The 20,336-nt window shown below is 51.9% G+C and carries 14 protein-coding genes; 3 read left to right on the top strand and 11 right to left on the bottom strand.

Annotation, left to right across the window (positions count from 1 at the left end; genetic code table 11):
* Positions 1-13: 13 nt before the first annotated feature.
* Entirely contained in the window at positions 14-406 is a 393-nt protein-coding gene (locus CA13_RS20045; protein WP_146399635.1) for a hypothetical protein, read from the bottom strand.
* Between the two features lie 229 nt (positions 407-635).
* On the opposite strand from CA13_RS20045, the gene CA13_RS20040 reads away from it, so the two are divergent.
* The gene (locus tag CA13_RS20040; RefSeq protein ID WP_146399633.1) at positions 636-1,118 is read left to right on the top strand and encodes a thioredoxin family protein; all 483 of its coding nucleotides are present in this window, start codon (positions 636-638) and stop codon (positions 1,116-1,118) included.
* A 34-nt stretch (positions 1,119-1,152) separates the two neighbouring features.
* Here the strand turns inward: CA13_RS20040 and CA13_RS20035 are convergent, their stop codons facing one another.
* The 3 genes from CA13_RS20035 to CA13_RS20025 form a co-directional block, all read right to left on the bottom strand.
* Complete coding sequence (locus tag CA13_RS20035; RefSeq protein WP_146399631.1) at positions 1,153-2,379, bottom strand: DUF1501 domain-containing protein; 1,227 nt, start codon at positions 2,377-2,379, stop codon at positions 1,153-1,155.
* A 219-nt stretch (positions 2,380-2,598) separates the two neighbouring features.
* Complete coding sequence (locus CA13_RS20030) at positions 2,599-4,011, bottom strand: P-loop NTPase (protein ID WP_146399630.1); 1,413 nt, start codon at positions 4,009-4,011, stop codon at positions 2,599-2,601.
* Positions 4,012-4,089: 78 nt separating this feature from the next.
* Positions 4,090-5,151, bottom strand: coding sequence for a hypothetical protein (locus tag CA13_RS20025; RefSeq protein ID WP_146399627.1), 1,062 nt, complete (start codon positions 5,149-5,151; stop codon positions 4,090-4,092).
* A 289-nt stretch (positions 5,152-5,440) separates the two neighbouring features.
* Here CA13_RS20025 and metH point away from each other — a divergent pair, with 289 nt between their 5' ends.
* Positions 5,441-9,142, top strand: coding sequence for a methionine synthase (metH, locus tag CA13_RS20020; RefSeq protein ID WP_146399625.1), 3,702 nt, complete (start codon positions 5,441-5,443; stop codon positions 9,140-9,142).
* A gap of 223 nt (positions 9,143-9,365) precedes the next feature.
* Here metH and CA13_RS20015 read toward each other — a convergent pair whose 3' ends face one another.
* From CA13_RS20015 to CA13_RS20005, 3 genes are all read right to left on the bottom strand, one after another.
* Complete coding sequence (locus CA13_RS20015) at positions 9,366-10,823, bottom strand: alpha-L-fucosidase (protein WP_146399623.1); 1,458 nt, start codon at positions 10,821-10,823, stop codon at positions 9,366-9,368.
* A gap of 68 nt (positions 10,824-10,891) precedes the next feature.
* Positions 10,892-11,167 (bottom strand): hypothetical protein, encoded by a 276-nt coding sequence (locus CA13_RS20010; protein ID WP_146399621.1) that lies wholly within the window; start codon positions 11,165-11,167, stop codon positions 10,892-10,894.
* 147 nt (positions 11,168-11,314) lie between these two features.
* On the bottom strand, positions 11,315-13,342 hold the full coding sequence (locus CA13_RS20005; RefSeq protein ID WP_146399619.1) for a LamG-like jellyroll fold domain-containing protein: 2,028 nt from the start codon (positions 13,340-13,342) through the stop codon (positions 11,315-11,317).
* A gap of 316 nt (positions 13,343-13,658) precedes the next feature.
* Here CA13_RS20005 and CA13_RS35435 point away from each other — a divergent pair, with 316 nt between their 5' ends.
* Entirely contained in the window at positions 13,659-13,730 is a 72-nt protein-coding gene (locus tag CA13_RS35435) for an ATP-binding cassette domain-containing protein (protein WP_419195132.1), read from the top strand.
* On the opposite strand, the gene CA13_RS19995 is transcribed toward CA13_RS35435, so the two are convergent.
* The 4 genes from CA13_RS19995 to CA13_RS19980 form a co-directional block, all read right to left on the bottom strand.
* Positions 13,720-15,429 carry a glycoside hydrolase family 43 protein gene (locus CA13_RS19995; RefSeq protein ID WP_146399617.1) on the bottom strand — a complete coding sequence of 570 codons (1,710 nt, stop codon included), beginning with the start codon at positions 15,427-15,429 and terminating at the stop codon, positions 13,720-13,722. The two genes, CA13_RS35435 and CA13_RS19995, sit on opposite strands and share 11 nt — an antisense overlap.
* 418 nt (positions 15,430-15,847) lie before the next feature.
* On the bottom strand, positions 15,848-16,396 hold the full coding sequence (locus CA13_RS19990) for a hypothetical protein (protein WP_146399615.1): 549 nt from the start codon (positions 16,394-16,396) through the stop codon (positions 15,848-15,850).
* A 97-nt stretch (positions 16,397-16,493) separates the two neighbouring features.
* A complete protein-coding gene (locus CA13_RS19985) occupies positions 16,494-18,992 on the bottom strand; it encodes a glycoside hydrolase family 2 TIM barrel-domain containing protein (protein WP_419194606.1) in 2,499 nt (832 codons plus the stop codon).
* A 9-nt stretch (positions 18,993-19,001) separates the two neighbouring features.
* Complete coding sequence (locus CA13_RS19980; protein ID WP_146399613.1) at positions 19,002-20,054, bottom strand: glycoside hydrolase family 5 protein; 1,053 nt, start codon at positions 20,052-20,054, stop codon at positions 19,002-19,004.
* Between the last annotated feature and the right edge of the window lie 282 nt (positions 20,055-20,336).

Below are 20,336 nucleotides of genomic sequence, written 5' to 3'. Positions count from 1 at the left end.
CAGTCCCCAACACCTACCGAGACGCCGAGAACAAACTATCGGGTCCCGGCACGGGTTCCTCGGACTTCTTGAATTCCTCTGCAGCCACTTGGACAACCGGCTCATTACCATTGCCCATTTCGGAGGACACGCTCGTTGCGGGTAGCCCAAAAATGGTCGCAAGGTCCTCTTCCTTAACCTTCGCCATTTCAGCGTAGCTCTGCGGTGGAACTCCGGGCGACGAAGGATCGGATACCTCAGTACTGATCTCCCCATTGCTAGCAAACACCGGCATGACCCAACTCGGCAGCACTCCTATCGTCGACTTACACCCAGCTAGCCCAAAGCACAAAACCGCGATGACCGGTACCAATGTTTTGAGCGGACGCGCGGTTTCGCGACTTTTTGTATCGTCACCTTGATTCATGATGAAACACCTCGGCAGGATAGACAGGCAGGAGCAGGCGCATGAGAACGCCGCTTTAGTCTTATCGAGAAAAAAGGGAGCACAACGCAATACGAACTTCCTGGATTCGACTGTTTGACTGTTTTATCTTCGTGGCGGACTGATCAGACGACCGTTCATTGGTTCATTAGCCCACGATCGAATCGCACGATCAAATGGCGGACTGCCATCCAAGAAAGGAATCGAAACCATGTCTGAAACCAAGACCAAGACCAAGAGTGACGGAATCCACCCAGTCAATCAATCCGCCTACTGCTTCACCTTTCGCAATCGCATACGGATGCGATTGCTCGCTAGCCTCACTTTTTGCCTACTTTTTTTCTCAACGGCATCGGCCGAAATTCGTTGGAACAACTCGATTGAATCGACGATCGAATCAGCGCGAGCGTCTCGCAAACCGATCCTTGTCTTCGTGACGACGGATTGGTGCCACTTCTGCAAAAAGATGAAGCAAGAAACATGGTCCGCACCCAATGTTTCCGTCCCCATTTCGCAACATTTCGAAACCCTGATCCTCGATGGGGACCGCAACAAGGAAGTGGTCAACAAGATGGGACTCAAGAGCTTTCCCGTGACGCTTCTGTACACGCCAGACGGACATTTCGTGGACCAACAAAACGGCTACATGTCGACTGCGAAAGTGATGACTTGGCTAAACAGCAAACTGCGATGACCAGCGATGGGAACGGAGCCAGCGAAAACCTACATTAGGCGAGTAGTTCGCTAATCACGTTCCCTTGACGCATCACACCAACATCCAACCCGATCGTGTGTTCAATCGTAGTATGAACATCGCCGAGCGGACGCACGCACTCAACCGCTCGTGCACCCAATTCATCGGTAGCACCCACGGTAACGCCGCGTCGAAAACCGCCACCGGCGAACCACATGCTCATCGCATTCGGATTGTGATCGCGTCCCAGGTGGTCACCTTTGCCGCCACCTTGCGAGTCGGGAGTACGGCCAAATTCACCTGCGCAAAAGACCAATGTTTGGTCTAACATGCCACGTTTTTTCAAATCGCGAATCAAGGCTGCAAACGGTTGATCGATACTTCGAATACGCGAAGCATGCCCTCGAAAGAGCGCATTGTGACTATCCCAGCCTCCACAAAACAGCTGAACAAAACGCGTACCATGTTCTACCAATCGACGAGCGACCAAACACTTCCTTCCGAACGAATCCGTCGGCGCGTGGCCAATCCCGTACATCGCCTGAGTGGATGCTGATTCTCTATGTAAGTCGAATGCCGCTATGGGGACGGTTCGAATGGCAAGCGACGTTTCGGTGGCACCATGAAATTCACTTGGCAGGCTACCACTGGTCCAATTCGCTATCCCTGCTTGCGGTGGCGCCCGATCGAACATGACAACGTAAGGTGGTGACTCCGTTTGACGCGCATCGAGTGCGTGAGCCATTCGAGCACCAAACGAAACATTGCCGAGATGACAGACCGGAGCAGTCAAATCGAGCATCGCATCGCAATGGAATTCCGATTCGGCTTGGCACCCGCGAAAAAGACATATTTCGTCGGCTACCTGATCTTCTGCGAGATGCACAAAGGGATCGGACATCTCGATTCCCGATTGCCCCGTCTTACGACTGCGAAACGGACTACCAACGTAATACCGTTTCGCTGCAGATGGTTTCGCTGCAAATGACTGCGCCATTCCGCCGGTCATTGACCCGTTGGCTTCCACCCCGTGCAAACGCCTGAGAACCGGTTTCGGATCAAACGTATCAAGTTGGCTCGGGCCCCCTTCCATGACGAGCATGATGACGGCTTTGGCTTTGGGTGACTTGTCGCGAAATGATTGCGATTGTTGCGAAGCGAGTTCCACACTTTCACTTGCGGGCAGCGTTTTTTCCACCGCCATCGCCCCGATTGACGATCCAACTCCAAGCAATAAATCACGTCGCGGCAATCGGGTCATCGGTCACTCCCTGAGAAGAAGAAGGAAGTCCATATTGTGACCGGAAAGACATCACCTGATAAGGCATGCATTTCTTGGGGCCTCGGCGCTGCGAGGAAGTGGGCCGAAAATCGCGTTCTTTTGATCCGACGATACGAACGGCGGGTTCTCTCGAAGCGTGTCCCCGGAACGCGTCCCTATCGTTGCCGACGCAATTTTGTTCAGCCTAGACTGCAAGCATCATGCAAAATTCTCGACGATGCCGGTCCCTTTGACCCCTAAAGCTGCAAGATGATCCGAGAGTTTCGCAACTTCTTCTGGGGCCGTCCGCTCGACGTCGCACACGACCATCGCACTTTCCACCATCTCGGCACAAGCGGCGGCCATGGGCGATGCACCGATCGGTCCATCAATGATGACCAAATCAAAGCTTTCTTTGATCGTGCTTATCAAGTGCTTCATTTCGGTAGGCGAAGCCTGCTCGGACGAATCGGTTTCGAACAACGGATACAACGTCACCCCGTCTTCGACCGAGTGAACTGCGACACTGCAAATGGGTTGACCACTTCGGATCGCATCAAGCCACCCCTTTTCGACATCCAAGCACAAATCATCGACCAATGTTGGCTGGATCGTGTCACCATCGACTAGCGCGACTCGAATGCCTGCGGCGGCCGCGGCGAGGGCAACTCCCATCGCGACCGTGCTGCGACCTTCTTCACCATGCACACTCGTGATCAAAACGGTGCTAAGTCCGGTCTCGACCGCTTCGAGCATCTGCTCAGCGATATGCTGAAATACTTCACCATGGAAGAACAACTTGGCAACATTGCTTGGCAAATCAAACTGGTCGACTTCCCATGCCGGGCGAAATACTGCCGTCTCGGTTTCCAGTTCTGCTTGGGGCTGCGTTCGTGTTTCGATATCCGCGGCCGATTGGTCGGCGATCGCCTCTTCGATCCTCTGCTCCGCCTTAGCATGCGACATCAAAACCGGCTCATCGGCGACGCTTTGGCTTTCGGAGTCTTGAACAATTTCACTCGCTTGGCTGTCTGTTACTGTTTCAACGGCAGGCTTTGTTTGCTTGCTTCGCAACTTCAGTGGCTTGATCGAAAATCGAACATGAGGTTCATCGATCCGCTGTGATGTCTTGGCAACGTCCTTCAGTGAAAAAACCTCTTCTTCACCCGTCGGTTGAGGTTCAACCAAAGGTGCTTCCAGTTCGGTCGAAGCAGCAATTGAAATCGAATTGCCGTACAGTGACGCTAGTTGGTCGTCTTGAGTCGATCCAACCGAATACGACGAAATCGTGTCTTGCAGTGAGGGAACCCTTTCCTGCGGAGCAACGTCCCGCTCAATAACTTCTGGCTCGGCAATTACTTCGTCACGAGCATCCGCAAGACAAATATCGTCTTCCAAATGAGGCTTTGAAATCACTTGCTTCGGATCATTGTCCGCACGGTAGTGATTACCCTCTTCTTCATCGATCCACCATGTCGCCGCAGCCTCAGCCGATACGGGCTTCACTGGTTCACGCCGCACAGGTTCGCTAGAGGTGGTTACCCTTGGTGGGTTTTGACTCTCGGTGGGATTGGCCACACTGCGATTTCGTCGCGAAAACGCTTTGACGAAGCCTTGGTTATTTGAAGTCATGATTGCTACCAAGTGATGGTACGGAATGTCGAATGGTTTGGAAGTTGAATCGTCAAAAAAATGGAAAGCGATCCGGTCCTACTTGACCGGTAAGTATTGTGTCCAATCCGAAATACCCGCCGGCGTTGGCGAGGCAAGGTAAGGCGCGTCCTTACTCGGCTCAACCGAAGGCGTTGATACCCCAAGCGATGCACTCACATCCTCAGGTACGACGACCTGTGCCTGTGAACTTTCGAGTGAGCCTTGCCGAGCAATCACCTCCGAAGCGGTGGGATATTGGTTTTTCGTTTGCGTTAGCGTGTCATGATCATTGACCGTGTTGGGATTCACGTTGGCGTTCGCTGTGCTAACAACACTGGCATCCGTTCCGCTAGACACATTCGGTGCTGGTAAGTTTGCATCTGAATCAGAATTACCCGGCGATGCGGTCGACATTGTGTTCGATGCGATCGAAGCCTCCGGCGTGGGGTTGGACAGCGTAGCCAAGGTATCAGGGGTCAATTCAAAGTCCGTCTGCGCGGTGTCGGCTGGTTCGATTTCAGACGATTCACCAAAAGTAATCAGCTCCGATGGTGGAACAAAATTTGAAGGATCCACCTCGGTCGAACTGGCTTGATTCGCACGGTTTCGCGAGCGACGGCCAACGATCATAGCGGCCACGACGACTGCGATCAGGAGAACGAGCACGAGTCCATGCGAGCTGGCGGTTTCCATCCAAGCACGACCTGCTGGAGCGTCGGACGCAACCTCAAGATTTGGCGAAGCCACTGCGTCCTTGGTGTCCGTGTCCTCGGTGCCCGTATCCTCGATGTCCGTATCCTCGATGTCCGTCGCCAAATTGCAATGCGTTTCCGTATTGGCGGAATCGATCGGTTTGGCCTGGGACGCCATTGGAGGGTTTGTAGGGGCGGAGTCTGCGGCATTTGCATGCGCGACCGCTTGCGATGTGTCGCCGGTATGCGAAGATGCTGATTGACCTGCCGACGTGGCGGGTTTCTGCGATTGATACAGATTCGGTAACTGAAACAATGTTGGTGGCAACTCGGAGGCTTGGTTCGGAGTGTCAGATGCCCCCCGGTTCGCAGATAAACTCGGTGCTTGGCGACTACCGTCTTGGGTTTGGTTGGGAGAGACGGTCATTCGATCTTCCTGATTCATGAGTGCTAAAGCGTCCATTGGCAGCGGCAATACTCCGCTTGCGATCCTCCAGAGCCGGACCCTAACGTCTAAATCGGTACACAACGTTGTTGATCTTTAGGAAGCCGCTTCCGATTTTCTGGAATCTGCGGAATAGTCAAAGTTGACCGATTGAGCAAGATTGAATGGCGACTTTCCGGTAATTCGCCTTGGCAATCCCCGATTCCCTGAACAAGATACTTCTCGGGCGGAGTGACCGCCCTCCACACAAAACGACGATTTAGCGGACAAAATGCTTCAAACTACCTCCACTGATACGCTCCTCGCTGAACTCATTCGCGAACGAATCCTGCTGCTCGATGGTGCCATGGGGACCATGATCCAGCGGCTGAAGTTTGATGAAGCAGCCGTTCGAGGTGAACGTTTTGCCAGTCACCATAAGGATTTGAAAAATTTCTCTGACATTCTCTGTCTAACCCATCCGGCGGAAATTACGGCAATTCATGGCGCCTATTTGGAAGCCGGTAGCGATATCATTGAAACAAACTCGTTTGGCGCCTCCCCCGTTGGGATGGTCGAATTTGATCTTCCGCTCGAGTTGGTGGACGAAATCAACCACGCGGCCGTCGCCTGTGCTCGAGAGGCGACGGACATATGGAACAAAAGAACACCTGACAAACCGCGATTTGTCGCCGGATCGATCGGCCCAACGACCAAGCAGACTGCGATCAGCACCAACGTCGAAGACCCCGCGCACCGCGATACGACGTTCAACGAGATGAAGGATAGCTATCGCGCTCAAATCGAGTCGCTCGTTGCAGCAGGCGTCGACATATTGATTCCCGAAACCGCGATCGACACTCTCAATTTGAAGGCATGCCTATTTGCGATCGAAGAATTCTATGCCTCCGGAGGACGTCGCGTTCCCGTGATGGTGAGCGGGACGTTTGACAAAGGCGGCCGGACTTTCGTCAGCGGACAAAGTGTTGAAGCCTTTGTTGCCTCGTTGGCCCATTTCCCGCTGTTGTCGATTGGAATGAATTGTGCGCTCGGACCCGATGTGATGCGGGGACACATTGAAGAGATGTCTCAAGCGACCGGGATTCCAATCAGCTGTCACCCCAACGCGGGACTTCCGAATGACATGGGCCAATTTGATCTCGGCCCCAAAGCGATGGCCGAAATTGTTGGCGAGTACGCCGACAATGGCTGGGTCAACATCCTCGGCGGTTGCTGTGGAACGACACCTGACCACATCCGCGCGATCGCGGAACGTGTCAAAGGTAAGACACCCAAACAAGAGTCGACCGGCCCAATCTACACTCGGCTATCGGGCCAATTGCCGATGGTCATGCGTCCCGAGATTCCGTTCACCATGATCGGCGAACGCACCAATGTTGCGGGCAGCCGAAAGTTTGCTCGATTGATTCGTGACGAACAATACGATGAGGCGGTCGAAATTGCACGCGAGCAAGTGCTCAACGGCGCGATGGTGATCGACATTAACTTTGACGACGCGCTCTTGGATGGCGTCGAAGCGATGACGCGATTCTTGCGATTAATCTCCGGTGACGATGTTGTCGCAGCCGTTCCTGTGATGATCGATAGCAGCAAATGGGAAGTACTTGAAGCGGGCCTTCAAAACGTCCAAGGCAAAGCGATCGTCAATTCCATCTCGCTAAAAGATGGCGAACAAGAATTTCTCCGTCGCGCTCGTTTGGTTCGTCAATACGGTGCTGCGGCCGTCGTGATGGCGTTCGACGAACACGGTCAGGCGGCGGACGAACAAAGCAAGGTGCGCATTTGTAAGCGAGCCTACGACTTGCTTGTCAATGAAATCGGCTTCCCACCCGAAGACATCATCTTTGACCCCAACATCCTAACGGTTGCGACCGGAATTGAAGAACATGACAACTACGCCGTCGACTTTATCAACGCCGTCCGACGCATCAAAAAGGTTTGCCCCGGAGCAAAGACCAGCGGCGGTGTAAGCAACATTAGCTTTAGTTTCCGCGGAAACGATCCGGTTCGCGAAGCGATGCACAGTGCATTTTTATACCATGCCGTCCGAGCGGGCTTGGACATGGGCATCGTCAACGCAGGTCAACTCGAAGTTTACGAAGAAATCCCAAAAGATTTGCTCGAACGTGTCGAAGATGTTCTGCTCAATCATCGCAGCGACGCGACCGACCGACTGCTTGAGTTTGCCGAAACGGTGAAGAGCAAAGGCAAAAAAAAGTCCGGCGAAGATTTAGCTTGGCGAGACGATCCGGTGACCGAGCGAATGAAGCACGCTTTGATCAAAGGGATCGACAAATACATCGTCGAGGATACCGAAGAAGCTCGTCAACATTTCGATCGCTGCCTGCAAGTGATCGAGGGTCCGCTAATGGACGGAATGAGCGTCGTCGGCGACCTCTTCGGCGCTGGAAAGATGTTTCTACCGCAAGTGGTCAAGTCGGCGCGTGTGATGAAAAAAGCCGTCGCCTATCTTGAACCGTTCATGGAAGAGGAAAAGATCGCCGCGGGGACGCAAAACGATAACGCACGCGGCAAATTCTTGATCGCAACGGTCAAAGGCGATGTTCATGACATCGGCAAAAACATTGTCGGTGTCGTGTTGCAGTGTAATAACTACGAAGTCATCGACCTCGGAGTGATGGTTTCGAGCGACACGATTCTTGAAGAGGCCGACAAAAATGACGTGGATATCATCGGACTCAGTGGATTGATCACACCAAGTTTGGACGAAATGGTCCACGTCGCCCGTGAGATGAAACGTAAAAAGTTGGACATACCGCTGTTGGTTGGTGGTGCAACGACGAGTGCAAAACACACCGCAGTGAAGATTGCGCCCTCTTACGCGGGAGGTGTCGTGCATGTGCTCGATGCTAGTCGCAGTGTGGGCGTCGTCGAGAAGTTGCTTAACAAGGAAAACAAAAAAGCATTTCTTGCGGACAACCAGAAACTGCAAAGCCAATTGGCCGCCAGCTATCGGGATCGAAAGCAAACGCTCGTGCCGTATTCAGAGGCGCTTGAAAAGCGTTTTGCAACCGATTGGGCTAGCGTTCAAATCGATCAACCCGCTTTCACAGGCGTCAAAGTGCTGAAGGATTTTCCGCTCGAAGAGATCCGATCCTTCATCGATTGGTCACCATTCTTCATGACATGGGAATTGAAAGGCAAGTATCCGAAAATCTTTGAAGACAAAGTCGTCGGCTCCCACGCGAAAGAACTTTACGACGATGCAAACCAATTGCTCGACGAAATCATTGCTAAGCAATCTTTAACAGCCAACGCCGTCTACGGTTTTTGGCCTGCCGCCAGCGACGACGATGACATCGTCCTTTACACCGACGAATCTCACTCGCATGAATTGACTCGGCTTTATTGCTTGCGACAACAATGGGAACGCAAAGGTCAAACCGATTACCGATCGCTTGCCGACTATGTCGCACCAGTCGATAGCGGACGAAGTGATTACATCGGCGGATTTGTCGTGACCACTGGCATCGGTGCCGAGGAATTGGCCAACCAATACAAAGCCGAACATGACGATTACCGAGCGATAATGGTTCAAGCTGTGGCGGACCGCTTGGCCGAAGCGTTTGCCGAATTAATGCACCACCGGGCGCGAGAAGATTGGGGCTTTGGCAAAACCGAAGGCTTAACCGCCGAAGAAATGATCGCCGAAAAGTATCGCGGCATCCGCCCGGCGGCTGGCTACCCCGCCTGTCCGGATCATACCGAAAAGCGGATGATATTCCAATTGCTTGACGCGGAAAAGAACACGGGTGTCGAATTAACCAGTAGCTGTGCGATGACCCCCGGCGCCAGTGTCAGCGGATTGTACTTTGGCCATCCTCAGTCACGATACTTTGCCGTGGATCGCGTCACCAAGGATCAAGTCAAATCGTATGCCAAGCGAAAAGGCGAATCGATCAAAGATATCGAAAAATGGCTTAGTCCGAACTTAGCTTACGATCCCGAATAGGATTCTGTAGCGGCATGTTCAACGCAGCTCGGCAACGCAGCTCGGCAACGCAGCTCGGCAACGCAGCTCGGCAACGCAGCTCGGCGGTGCAGCTCGGCAACGCAGCTCGGCAACGCAGCTCGGCGGTGCAGCTCGGCGGTACGCCACCGAAGCTGCCCAAGCTTCGCCTTCGCTAACCGCCAGAGCCTGACATGCGATTGCAATCATCCGGCTTCGCAACCACTCAAATGCTCGGCGATTGATACAGTTCCAACGTACTGAGTGTCGGACAGGCTCGGCTATCAAGAATACGAATGCGAACCGCATTGGCGGTTACCGGATCGATTCGCATCACGCGGCGCGGTCCGACCGTAGTCCCCGTCGCAACCGGTTGCCAATCATCACCCACCCTCGCATCAATCGCGAACTTTTTGATGCGCTGACCAAGCTGAATAAATTCTTGGACACGGATGCGGTCAAAGCAAGTGGGCTGCTGTAGATCGACAACCAATTCACCCGTCATCACACCGTCGTCGGTTGCCCAGTACGAACGACGGTCACCATCGGTCACGTTTGCCGCGGTGAACTGATCGTCTTTTCCGCGAACATTGCTTGCCGACGCAGGTTTACTTTTCGCCAAATCGTCGTCGAATGTTTTTTCAATTACGCGACCAAATTCAATCAACCGAGCTACATCGGCTTCGTGAAATCGACCACGGCGGTCCGGCGGCACATTCAACAACAAATTGGCACCGTTGCCGATGCTACTGTAGTAAATATCGATCAGTTGCTGTAGCGATTTAACTTGTTCGTCTTGTTCGGCATGATAAAACCATCCCGGTCGGATCGACACGTCGACTTCCGCAGGAACCCAATGCGTGCCGTCTAATTGTCCACTACCTAGTGCTTCTCGATCACCACGACCGGGGGCAAATTCAGTTCGGCGAATCATTGCCCAATTCGTCTCACTGCCCTTACCCGATTCGTTTCCCACCCACCGAATGTCGGGGCCACCATCGCTAAACATCACCGCCATCGGTTGATGCCTTCGAACGATCGACCAAGTGTTGTCCCAATCGTAGTACGTATCGGCATCGATACGCCGAGTTTCCTTTGCACCGCCATAGAACCCGTCGCCACCGTTTGCACCATCGAACCAAACTTCAAAAAGCGGTCCATAGTTGGTCGTCAATTCCGTCAGTTGGTTTCGGTAGTATTCGATGTACTCCGGTGAACCATACTTCGCATGGTTGCGATCCCACGGCGAAAGATAAACCCCCATTTGCAATTCATGTTTGCGACAAGCTTCGGCCAATTCGCCAACCATATCCGCAGTCCCATTTTTGAAAGGCGAGTGTTTGATGGTGTGCTCGCTATATTGACTGGGCCACAAACAGAAACCATCGTGATGCTTTGCCGTAATGATCAATCCTCTCATACCAACCTGCTTCGCCACGCTCGCCCATTGGTTTGGGTCACAATCGGTAGGATTGAATATCGCTGGACTCTCGTCGCCATATCCCCACTCCAAACCGGTAAACGTATTGGTAGTGAAATGGATGAATCCGTAGTATTCCATTTCGTGCCAACGCAGTTGACGTTCACTGGGAACCGGCAGCACAGGCGCGGGCGGCTCCGCTGCGTTCATACAAGTGGCAAGACAAAACAACAGGATCAGAGGGCAGGAAATGTGGCGACGCATGGCAAGGTTTTAAGGGTGGGAAGGCCAGACATATTTTCGACGCTTCGACCATCTTACCATGGGACTGGTCAGTGCATGGCAGCGAAGGGAAATCCTTGTTGCCATTGAAACAGGCATTCATTAGCAACACACAACCGGCGACTCACGTCAGGCCCCAAATTCATGCTGATCATTGCATATTGTTCCAGGTCGCGCTGACCCAGCGACCGCAATGCCTTGGCAGTGAGGATTCGCTCCGAAGCTTCGTAGTCTGCGTCTTTCTCAGAGATTATCGCAGGGCGATTCGCACGCTTAATCAAGTGGCAAATGCCGTTAGCTTCGTCTGCTCGCTTGGCCCGGCCCATGGAAACACTCGCTTCGAAGGAAGCCCATCTTACCGAACAACATTGCGTAGACTGGATTTTTTGTACCTGCCACCTTTGTCTATGCAATCCAAACAAAACAAGTTTCGAATTGAAGTGAGCGAACCCGATAGGTCCTTGGCTATCCGACTACGGTGTCGCCACCAAGCCGGCCTTCGATCCGAGTGTCCCTCGAACTGCCGATTTACTGTGGTCAAGCACAAACGGTCCAATTCTGCGATCCAAATGCAATAGCATGACTGTGTCGTCGTCAGGTACAAAGCGACGGTTCGGGCCAAAGTTCTCTCGGTAAATTGCTTTCTTCGAGATCCTAACTTCGTCGATCTTTCCAATAAACGGTCGGCTCGGTCCGCCGGAACTGTCGGGGTCGGCACCGACAAACAGCGGCAACTTGTTCTTTGTGCGGCTTCCCGACCCGAGGGTCGAACCAACGAGCACTCCGTCGACATAAATCGCAACTTGTTTGCCATCAAAAACACCTGCCAAATGGGACCATCGGTTCGGCTTCAGCTTTTCTTTTGCCTTTGCAACTACGTATTCCCCATCCAGATGAACATCAAATACCGGAACGCCCTCATCCATGAAGAATGCAAATTCGCTGTTTTCTGTTTTCGCAATCAAACCACGATGTCCGGCTGTTTGATCCGGGTTCACCCACGCTTCTAAGGTGAAGGGGCCATCGGGCAAACGTAGTTCTGATGAATCAATCCGTAGCACCGACTGTTGATCGACAACGTGTAAACAACGATTTTCAGTCTTATCAAAATAGTCCGCCGGTACGGCAGCTAACTTCAGTGAAATCGGCGTCGTCACTGGCGGCAAGCTGATTCGTGCCGATTCGCCGAGATACTCCATATTCAATCGCAATCGTGGCACCGTCAAATTGGCTGACGAGTCGGCACTTCGTTTAAGCTCGATCTCGATTTCGTGTTTTTCACCCGCAGCAAGATTGAAATGGTCATGGTCAAGCGACGTCATCCAATCGCGAGCCGAAGGATCAAGCGACACGGTCACGTCGACATCTCGGGAAGAGATATTTTTGAGTGAGAACGCAACCCGTCCTGATGCGGACCCATCGATGTTTAAAAGCAATTCGTTAAGTCTTTGCTGCGGACGAATTTTTCGGGCTTGCTTCATTTCCGCCAAAAATTCCTGTGTGAATTCAGTTGGATCGATAACGGCACCAATCGGCAGTGCCGCGACAGTAACCGTATCAGGACGCACGGTCACCACATTCAAATGATGCAAGTAACCAGCACCCGGCATATCAGCCGATAGGTGGGCACCCGTTGTCGCCAACGTGTAGTAACCAATCCCGTCTTTTGGCCCGTCGAACCGCATCTGATGAATATGGCCGGCGAATACGGCCGAGACATTCCCGGCTTCTCGGAGCATCTCGTGAACCACGTCCCAATTCCCTCCGGTGTAACCGCCACCAATCCATCGCGGATGATGCAGGAACAAAAAAACATGGTCGAGTCCTTGGTGCTTCTCTAGAGCCTGCTTCAAGAACGCCAACTGCTTATCACTCATCGTTTGCAAACGACCCTCGTTGAACCCTTTTTCGTTGGAAGCGGGATCTCCTTCGTCACTAAACAACACGATGAAGCCAGCATTCTTGTGTTGGAACGTATACCAAAGTGGTCCAAAATGCTTTTCGAAGTTGGTTTCGTGTTGACCTTGCGGTGCTTCCCCCTCACCTCTCCAGTACACATCGTGATTACCAGGCACCGGGAACCACTGCATCCTTAATCGGTCCATGATTTCCTTGTATTCGGTCATCTGGTCCATCCACTCGGGCGTGTCATTGTAACCTTGTACAAGATCGCCAACGGTCATCACCAAATCAGGATCCAGTAAATTCGTATCCTTCACGGCTTGTTCCAGCACGGCCAATCCAGCGGGTACACCACCAGTTCGATCGCCGTAAACAATAAAATGAAAAACATCTTGATCCTTCGCGAGCGGCAAAACTCGCGCAGCACCGCGAGTCGTAAAGAACTTGGCTTCGCCATCGGTGTGTTCACGAACATGATCCTGGCTCTGCTCAGCAGAATGGTCCGTCCCATGCGGGCCTTCGTGTGCAGAAAGGCTAACCGCATTGCCCACGACAGCTAGCAGTGCAACAAAAACGCGTACGATTCGAATCTGGGTCATGCGATAACTCAACGGCGATAATTCATCAAAGGGGTAAAAGGACAAGCTAACTTGGATCAAAGACTCAGGGCGATTGCAACATTGTTATATTGTAACCGCTCCATCGAGCAGACGCACACTGGCAAACTAGACACACTGGCACGCCGGAAAACCGAACAGGCGATCCAAACTCAAGCGGCACCGAGTCACTGACGAGCGTGAAGCGAGCCGGATACAGTGACGGTCATCGATAGATTTTCAATGTGTTGTCGAACACTTTTCGGATGAATTGAAATCGGACGACAATGTGCTTGCACTTGATCAGGTCGATTAGGCAATTGGCTATGGCGAGCTTGTGGCAATCAGCGGACCGAGCGGTTGTGGCAAGTCGACACTCGTCATTCCTTGACGGCTTTTGGCCCATCATAATCGTAGTGAAAGTAGTCGATATCCAAATAACCATCTTCCAATGATTCGTTCCAACAGAAAAATCCTAGTCGGTCACCGGTCCAATTTCCGAATTTCACAGTGAACTCTGGGCCGAAGCGTTTGAAAGTCTTACCATTGACGCTAAATTCAAAACTCGCTCGATCACCCTCATTGGACGTTCGGATAAACAAGTCATTGCCCTTGAGCGTATCGCTTTGGGTCTCTTTACCATCGTGATCCATCAAGAACAATTTTCGCGTGCCGTCATCGTTGGCATGAACTCCTATCAAGTGAAAGGCAGCGCCAAACCGAACGAACCCTGCCTTTTGTCCCGGCTTCAATCCAGATAAGTCAAGTTTGGCGGTCGCGGTTCCGGTTGTCGTCCCCATTATCCGTTGGCTAACCGTATTGCAGGCACGCCAAAATACCTGACGGTGCATTTTGTAATTCGCAGCGGGTGGGATGGGGACACTGGCATTGATTCTCAAAAACCCCGGTCGCTCGGTCAGAGACCAATGAGAATCACGCGGATTGTGGTTCCATTCCCACTGCAAACCAAGCTTGTCTAAATCGAACTCATCATCGCTAGGCGGTGCGTTGACAGGAAACCCGTCGATTGGTTTCTTGTACGATAAAACGGGTTCACCGATGCCGTCATTATCAATGTCCTCACCAATCATCGGCCAACCATCAACCCACTCAACCGGTTCAAGACACTGTGGGCGACCTTGAAACGGCGCAGGAATGTTTTGGATCAATTGGTGCGTGTACCACCACGATCCATTGGGGGCTTGCATCAATCCACCCTGGCTGCAACTTCGCTCAATACCGTTACCGCGTTCAAACACGACCTTTCGATCATAAGGCCCGTAGATGCTGTCCGTTTTTGACCGTAGTACAATCTGTTTTCGATCTCTTTTGTCGCCCTCGCCTCTCCACTCAGCAAAGAATAGGTACCAAGTGTTGTCAATCTTATAGATCTTAGCAGCCTCCGCGCCCGGACCGGTGTAGACCAGAGTACCCTCATCAAGAATCTCGCGACCGTCCCAACTCATTTTGAAAAGATAATTTTCGTTACCGAGAGATTTATTCTTAAGCGACGCTCGCTTTCTTCCTGCGTTGCAGATCAAGTAAGCCACTTTACTTTCCTGATCCCAGAAAACAGCGGGATCGTCAAACACCGATTCGGTTGGCAGCATTTTGTACGGTTGGGTCCATGGTCCACGCAGATCCGTCGCCGTACTCATAAACAACCCGTGCCGAAAATCGATCTGGTAGCAGTACCATTTGCCATCTTGATAGGTGAAATCGCCAGCCCATACACCAAAAGGGTATCCCTGCATCGCGTCCCAGCTGTACTCGGGTGCCCAGGAAAGCTTGTCCCAAACATGACCAATCGTTGTCCAGTTCACCATGTCCTTTGACTCGAGGATTACCATTCCTGGACACATGTGCTGTTTCGACGAGATCATGTAGTACGTGTCCCCGACCTGCTCGACATCTACATCCGGATAGTCGGCATTGAGGATCGGGTTGTTGTAGGTCCCATCGCCTTGGTCACCCCAACTACCGGTCTTCGCCAACGCTGTAGAGCAGCAAATAATTGCATGAGCAAAGACTGCTAAGCAAAGCCCTAGGTAAGCTGGACGATGTTTTGCGTTTTCGAAAGCGTTTTGCATATTGAGTCCCTTGATACTGCTGATCAGCATTTTTCAACCTATCATAGCCCATTAGCTTTGGTTGAGTGCGTGAATTGTGGAATCAGCAACGGTGGCTAAGAATGTGGCAGAAGCACATGCGTGGAAACGTTTTAATGATCCAAGGATATCCACGTAGGCATCATGCAACATCGATGATAGGTACGCAATCTTCGCGAAACAGGCGACCAGGCAGTTGCATGCAGACATAAATGGCAGTGAAAAAAGTGACTCCATAACTCGGCAGCCTGCTCTACGAATTGGGGCGGTCGCGTAATTGATATTGGCGTTGAACGGATCTGGTTTTGCAGACAGATCGCAGCACAAACCCAATATCATTGCGATTGTGACAGACACCTTTCTCTTCCCATTTTTTCAGAGAAAACAGAGCGAAAGGAGGCTATTTCTGTAACGCTTCGATGAATTCGATGATTCTGATGGTCTCGCCTTCTGAACGATTTGGAGGCTTTCCGAGAGCATCGAGTATGGCTGGCAAAAACTCAGTGCGACTCAATCCGCGATAGGAAAACACGATCCAAAGTGAGGCGGTAGAATTGGAAATCTTAATGTTGTGAGTAAAGGTTGACCAATATGCCTCACGCATTGTCTGCGGCGTGCCGAGTGGACCGCCATACCCTCGAGGGCGATACTCGATACGAAGCAAAAATCCGTTGGCACCAGGGCCCTCTTCGTCATACGTCGATTTCGATATTTCGCCGCCGCGATATTCCCTGTGCAGCGTATACAGCATTGTATTCGCCTTCACAATAAACTCGTTTCCGACAACTGATTCTTCTGCGTTTGGGAAGCGTTTCGCAATGATTGGAGCGACGATTCGTTGAGCGTCCGCCAGCGTAGTTGCTTGCCTAAGAGTTTCGCTACAGCCATACTCTGACAATACGACGGAGATGCCAACGACAACTAGCAAAACGAAAGTCGGACGTCGCATGGTGGTCACTTTCAGTCGGCAAAATAATTGCGATAAACCAATCACGGACAAGGGGGGCGATTGACGGCACTTAGGCCATTCAGCTTTTGCTCGCCAGCTATTCGAGCTCGGCTGCGATCGTCAATTCGATTCGCTCTGACTCAAGCAGTGGTGAACTGAACTCGACGTCGATTTCTCCGCTATCGGCAGTCGCTTGAATGTACGCTAACAGTTGGCCATGCTGACATTGATGATGGTTATCCGTATAGACTTCCGTCACGTTGTTGGAACCGTTTTCCAATCCAATCAACCTGCCGTTTCCTCGCACGCTACACGTAATGTCATTGTCAGCGAGGTAAACAAAATTGCCTTGGCTGTCGACGACCCTCAAGTACACCAGCGCGACATCGTGGCGACCATGTAGAGTACCGGATAGTTGGTCGACCTTGATGGCCGACGGACGATCAGATGTTTTCAAAGTGTCGTTGGCAACTTCTTTGTCATCACGGTAGACGGCCACCTCTAGCTCGCCCGCTTGGTACGGCACAGTCCACTCGATGATGCGAGTTTCTGGGTCAAGCGATTGTCGAGTGCCAACTTTCTCTCCATCGAGTAGCAGGTCCGCAGCATCACCGTTGGTATAGCAGACGACGCGAATCTGCTGACCGTCTTGATAATCCCAATGAGGCGACAGCGGCGCGGAACGGGATCGCCGCTCTACCGAGCGCGACCGTCGCTCGCGCCTCGGCTGTGTAACCAGATAGGCCATCGGCTCATCGGTCCACAACGATTTACGAAAATAACCCCGTGGCTTGATGCGGTTACTGAGGTCAATCAGTCCTGTGGTGAATCCGCGAGACGGCCAGCGGTGGGATTCCCCCAAATAGTCGATGCCGGTCCAGATGAATTGGCCAAAGACGAAATCGTTGTCCACAACTGCGTTCCATGAATCCAGTCCGCTTGACGTTTCGCTACCGTACAAGACTCGCTCGGGATACTTCTGGTGATCCATTTCATAACGGTCTTCGGTATAGTTGTAACCAATAACATCCAACGCCGCAGGGTAATCCGTTTCGTTGGACATCACCGCACCGGCGAGCGCCGCAGTGACCGGCCGTGATCGATCGAATTTGCGAACAACAGCCGCCAGTTCCTGTGCAATTTCGCCAAGCCGATCGGCATGAGGCTGGCTATCCTGATAACCCGCAACATGTTTCTGGCCGATCCCTTCTTCATTCAGTATTGGATGACTGTAGGGATCGTTGGGATAGTCGACTTCGTTTCCGATACTCCACATGATGATTGACGGATGGTTGCGATCGCGACGGACCATCGACTCCAAATCTTGCTTCCCCCAAGTTCGGAAATAGTCGGCAGAACCTTGAAAGCCGGGTGTGCCAACATTCCAACCTTCAAGCCATTTTTTTTTCGGATATTCCCACTCGTCAAAAGCTTCGTCCATCACCAACATCCCAAGTTCGTCACACAAATCATACAACTCGGTCGACTGAGGGTTGTGACTGGTTCGAATACCGTTGCATCCGATTTCTTTGAGTCGTAGCAGCCGATCGTGCCAAACTTGTTTTGGTACCGCGGCTCCCAGAACGCCAGCATCGTGATGCAAACAGACGCCTTTGATCTTGGTCCACTTTCCATTCAAAGCAAACCCATGGTTGGGATCGAATGTCAAGCTACGGATTCCCACTCGCGTGGTACTCGCATCCGTCACCGTGCCATCGCGAACGACGGTGGTTTGTAACGAATACAGATTCGGTGAGTCGAGATCCCACAGCAACGGGTTTTCGATCGTCATTTGTTGTCGCGTCACTACGGACTCACTAACTTCAATCGATTCGCGTACCGTTGCGACCGACTCGCCCAACGGATCGAGCAACTCGTGGACCACTTCAACCGCAGCCGGTTTCGCCTCGTGATTTTTGATCTGCGTTTCGACATTCAACTCAGCCCCTTGTTCGGTGACCGATGCAGTGCAGTAAACGCCCCATTGCCCAATATGCACCGGGTTAGCTGTGACGAGGTAGACGTCACGATAGATGCCTGACCCCGTGTACCATCGTGAGTCCGCACTTTGACTATGGTCCACTCGTACCGCAACGACGTTCTTACCGCTGGGATTCACATAAGGCGTCAAGTCAACCATGTAAGAGACATAGCCATTGGGCCGTTTACTGAGCCATTTCCCATTGATAAATACTTCACTGTTGTTGTAGACGCCGCCAAAGTACAAATAGAACCGTTTGTCTTTTTCTTCCGGTGCCTTAGAGCTTTCGGAAATATGAAGATCCGTGCGATACCAGGCAATACCACCTGGAAGATAGCCGGTGCAACTGGCTAAATCCTGGCTTGCCGGATACTGGACACTCCAATCGTGCGGCACGGTGACGGCTGGCCACGAGGAATGATTCAACGCTTGGCGGCCACCATATTTGATGTCACCGAGATGGAAATGCCAATCGATAACCCGTTCCGCTTTGCCGAAACCCTGAGCGGTAAAATCCTGAGCCGTAAAATCCTCGGCGACAATCTGTGTTTGACCGACAAACGGTGCGATGCATAGAGCCAGAAAGCCCAACAATTTCATGGATGTATTTTTCACGAATCGTGCCTATTTACTAGTTTGGTTTTGCTTTGGTGGTGATAGCGCATTGCGGATTGGCTCGACCCAGTGTTCCTTGTCAATATCGTAAACAATGAAATCGCCGTCGAACTGCCAGTACCCCCAACTCCATCCCAATTCTTCCAAATGCCGAGTGACGAACGATGTCCAACGGACTCGCGAATCCATGTCCCCTTTGTCATAAGCACCAAACTCACCAACATACATCGGTCGGTCATGCTCGTTTGCCCAGGCTTGTGCCTTTGCAAAATCGTCGATGATCGCTTGTTTCTGGTCTGCGGTAGCGTCCCAAGTCACGCCAAGCTTATCCTTCAAGTCGGTCCATCCGGCGCCTTGATGAGTAAACGCAAAAGGATTGTAGTAATGCACGGTAACGACAATGAGACGATCCTCTTCGGGAAGCTCTAGCGTGTCCAGCGCGTTAATGTTGTTCCAAGAAGCTGGGCCAATGATGACGGTTCGCGTCGGGTTCGTTTTTCGAATAATTGCCAACGCTTCCCTGAAGTACTGGTTCCATAAATCCGCAGTCAGTTTCTTGTTGGGTTCGTTCAGAATTTCGAAAACAACTTCGTCCGGCTTATCTTTGTATCGCTCGGATATCTGACGCCAAAACGCAAGCATGCTTTGCTTGTTGATGTCGGGTGCACGGCCGAGAGTGTTGAATTCGTGAAAATCCAAGATCACTTTCAAATCGGCTGCAAGCGACTGATTAACAGCCCAATCAAGCGTCGCCAACCACTTGTCGCTCAGGCGATGATCCGACTCCATTGCATGATCGCGTAGCGGATGCAAATTAATGCGAACATGATCGAAGCCAGCTTGCCGAATCATCTCAAAATAGTGTTCTTTGAAGCGAGCCGTTTGCTTCGATTTCCATATCCCATCGTAACCGAGAATATTGACTCCACGGCCAAGATGTTGGGGTTGCTTAATAGCTGCGTTTGGCTTCGCCGATTCGCTAGTTTGTTCCGCCCGAGCGACAAAGACAAATGCGGATAGGCATAACGTGATTAACAAAAATCGACATCGTGTCAGGAGCATGAGCATGGACCAAAGGTGGGGAATGGGGTGGAAGGGGCCCGAAACTTATGGCCGAGCGGCTTCTAGTATATCGCCACGAGTCCAGCGATACAAAGCACCCACGATCTGCGGGTAGGAAATGTGATCCCTTCTATACCACAAGCAGTTTCGAGTCGAGCAGATCGGGTCGGCTCAGTTAGCGATTGAAACAAAAACGGCAAAGCATGGTAGCATGATTCGCTTGATACCAATTCGATCATGGCACGCACGCCAAAACGAATGACTCTGCATTGAAAATTTTAG

This window comes from Novipirellula herctigrandis (genome assembly GCA_007859835.1).
In the GTDB taxonomy this organism is placed as follows: Bacteria; Planctomycetota; Planctomycetia; order Pirellulales; family Pirellulaceae; genus Novipirellula_A; species Novipirellula_A herctigrandis.
The sequence above is the reverse complement of the archived record's forward strand: the minus strand, read 5'-3'. Positions and strand labels throughout refer to the sequence as shown.

Bases quoted from the DNA above. Each gene is read 5' to 3' on its own strand.
- CA13_RS19995 (WP_146399617.1), bottom strand. From the start codon at position 15,429: ATGCAAAACGCTTTCGAAAACGCAAAACATCGTCCAGCTTACCTAGGG.
- CA13_RS20035 (WP_146399631.1), bottom strand. From the start codon at position 2,379: ATGACCCGATTGCCGCGACGTGATTTATTGCTTGGAGTTGGATCGTCA.
- CA13_RS20030 (WP_146399630.1), bottom strand. From the start codon at position 4,011: ATGACTTCAAATAACCAAGGCTTCGTCAAAGCGTTTTCGCGACGAAAT.
- CA13_RS19980 (WP_146399613.1), bottom strand. From the start codon at position 20,054: ATGCTCCTGACACGATGTCGATTTTTGTTAATCACGTTATGCCTATCC.
- metH (WP_146399625.1), top strand. From the start codon at position 5,441: ATGCTTCAAACTACCTCCACTGATACGCTCCTCGCTGAACTCATTCGC.
- CA13_RS20005 (WP_146399619.1), bottom strand. From the start codon at position 13,342: ATGACCCAGATTCGAATCGTACGCGTTTTTGTTGCACTGCTAGCTGTC.
- CA13_RS20015 (WP_146399623.1), bottom strand. From the start codon at position 10,823: ATGCGTCGCCACATTTCCTGCCCTCTGATCCTGTTGTTTTGTCTTGCC.
- CA13_RS19990 (WP_146399615.1), bottom strand. From the start codon at position 16,396: ATGCGACGTCCGACTTTCGTTTTGCTAGTTGTCGTTGGCATCTCCGTC.
- CA13_RS20045 (WP_146399635.1), bottom strand. From the start codon at position 406: ATGAATCAAGGTGACGATACAAAAAGTCGCGAAACCGCGCGTCCGCTC.
- CA13_RS20010 (WP_146399621.1), bottom strand. From the start codon at position 11,167: ATGGGCCGGGCCAAGCGAGCAGACGAAGCTAACGGCATTTGCCACTTG.
- CA13_RS20040 (WP_146399633.1), top strand. From the start codon at position 636: ATGTCTGAAACCAAGACCAAGACCAAGAGTGACGGAATCCACCCAGTC.
- CA13_RS20025 (WP_146399627.1), bottom strand. From the start codon at position 5,151: ATGACCGTCTCTCCCAACCAAACCCAAGACGGTAGTCGCCAAGCACCG.